1 protein-coding gene is annotated in these 2,143 nt (G+C 67.3%); it reads right to left on the reverse strand.

The genetic code is table 11. The annotated features are described in order from the left end of the window. Positions 1-384: 384 nt before the first annotated feature. Entirely contained in the window at positions 385-2,142 is a 1,758-nt protein-coding gene (locus JYJ84_RS34900) for an ABC transporter ATP-binding protein/permease (RefSeq protein WP_205190145.1), read from the reverse strand. Between the last annotated feature and the right edge of the window lies 1 nt (position 2,143).

Consider the following 2,143-nt stretch of genomic DNA (forward strand, 5'->3'; position numbering starts at 1 on the left):
GCCGCTGTGGCGCTCCGGCGACGTCGCGCGACGTCCGGCTTGCTACCCGTAGCGGGCGAGCGTCCACCCCGATGGATCGATCTTCGGTCCTCTCCCGGTGACGAGATCCGCCATCACCTTTCCCGAACCCATCGACATCGTTCAGCCCGGCTTGCCGAGGTCTCCGAGATCGCCAGAGAGCGTGACGCACGCCGCGCCGCGCCGTGCGCGCACGGGAGCCTTTGGCGAGCCGTGCGCTGTGCAGCGCCAATACCATGCCGCGACCCGCGACCCGCGACCCGCGACCCGCGACCCGCCGCGCAAGCTCCGCGCCGAGCCCCGAGCCGAGCCCCGAGCCGGCGCCGGTGACGGGTGCGATCCTAGCGCTATGCGCGCCGCGTGCGCTTACGCCGCGACCTTGTCGCTGTCGCTCACGCGCTCGACGTTGATCGTGCCGACATGGAACGCGGCCAGCGACTCGCGGTGCGCGATGCTGACGATCGCGGCCTTCGGCAGCCGTTCGGCGAACAGGTGATAGAGGCGTGCCTCGTTGTCGGCGTCGAGCGCGCTCGTCGCTTCGTCGAGGAACAGGAAGTCGGGCTTGTGCAGCAGCACGCGCGCGCCGGCCAGGCGCTGCTGTTCGCCTGGCGACAGCACGCGGGTCCAGTGCGCGGTCTCGCCGAGGCGCTCGACGTAATCCTCGAGGCGGCATGCGCGCAGCGCGTCGCGGCAGGCATCGTCGCTGAACGCGTCGGCCGTCGCCGGATAGGTGAGCGCGGCCTTCAGCGTGCCGATCGGCAGATAGCTTGTCTGCGGCACGAACATCATCCGCGCGCCGACCGGCGCATCGATCGCGCCGTCGCCGAACGGCCACAGGCCCGCGAGCGCGCGCATGAACGTGCTCTTGCCCGAACCCGACTTGCCGATCACGAGCCAGCGCGAGCCGGGCTCGATCGTGACGCTGCCGATGTTCGCGAGCGCGTTGCCGTTCGGCAGCGCGAGCTTGAGCGATGACGTCGACAGCGTCACGTCGTCGACGTAGTGCAGGTTGATGCCGCCGTGCTCGGTCGCGGGCGACAGGCTTTCCTTCAGGTGCGACGTGCCCATCACGCGCTTGAATTCGCGCAGACGGTTGACGGTGGCGCGCCACTCGACGAGGGTCGAGTAGCTGTTGATGAACCACGAGAACGAATCGCTGACGGTGCCGAACGCGGACGAGATCTGCATCAGCACGCCGAACGAGAACGCACCCGCGAAATAGCGCGGCGCGGCGACGACGAGCGGGAAGATGATCGCGATCTGTCCGTAGAAGCTCAGCACGAACGTGAGCCGCTTCGTGTACTTCATCACGCGCCACCAGTTGTCGCGGATGCGCGCGAAGAGGTTTTGCGCGTTACCGGTCTCGGTCTTCTCGCCGTCGTAGAACGCGATCTGCTCGGCGTTCTCGCGTACGCGGATCAGCCCGAAGCGGAAGTCGGCCTCGACGCGCTGCTGCTGGTAGTTGATCGACACGAGCGGATGGCCGACCTTCTGGATGATCAGCGAGCCCACCACCGCGTACAGCGCGGCCGCCCACACCATGTAGCCGGGGATCGCGATCGGTGTCGCGCCGAGCGAAATCGTCAGCGCGCCGGCGAGCGACCACAAAATCGTGATGAACGACACGAGCGTAACGACCGTCGACAGCAGGTCGAGCGACAGCGCGAGGGTGGTCGTCGCGAACGACTGGAGGTCGTCGGTGATCCGCTGGTCGGGGTTGTCGGCGAGACGGTCACGCTCGATCCGGTAGAACGCGCGATCGCCGAGCCACTGGCCGAGAAAGCGGTCGGTGAGCCACTGGCGCCAGCGGAAGCCGAGCATCTGCCGCAGGTAGCGGCCGTACACGGCGAGGATGATGAACGCGAATGCGAGCGCGGAGAACTGCATCAGCAGGTTCGGGAAGTCGTGGACGTCCTTCGACTGCAGCGCGTTGTAGAACTCCGCGTTCCACTTGTTCAGCCGGACGTTGATCCAGACCACGCAGAGGTTGATCGCGATGATCGCGACCAGCAGGCCCCATGCGATTTTCCATTCGGACGATACCCAGTAGGGCTTGACGAGGCTCCATGCGGATACCGGACGCTCGTCCTGCGGCGCGTCGGAGGCGGAGCGGACGGGATCGATC

This window comes from Burkholderia sp. LMG 13014, assembly GCF_905232215.1.
GTDB lineage: Bacteria > Pseudomonadota > Gammaproteobacteria > Burkholderiales > Burkholderiaceae > Burkholderia.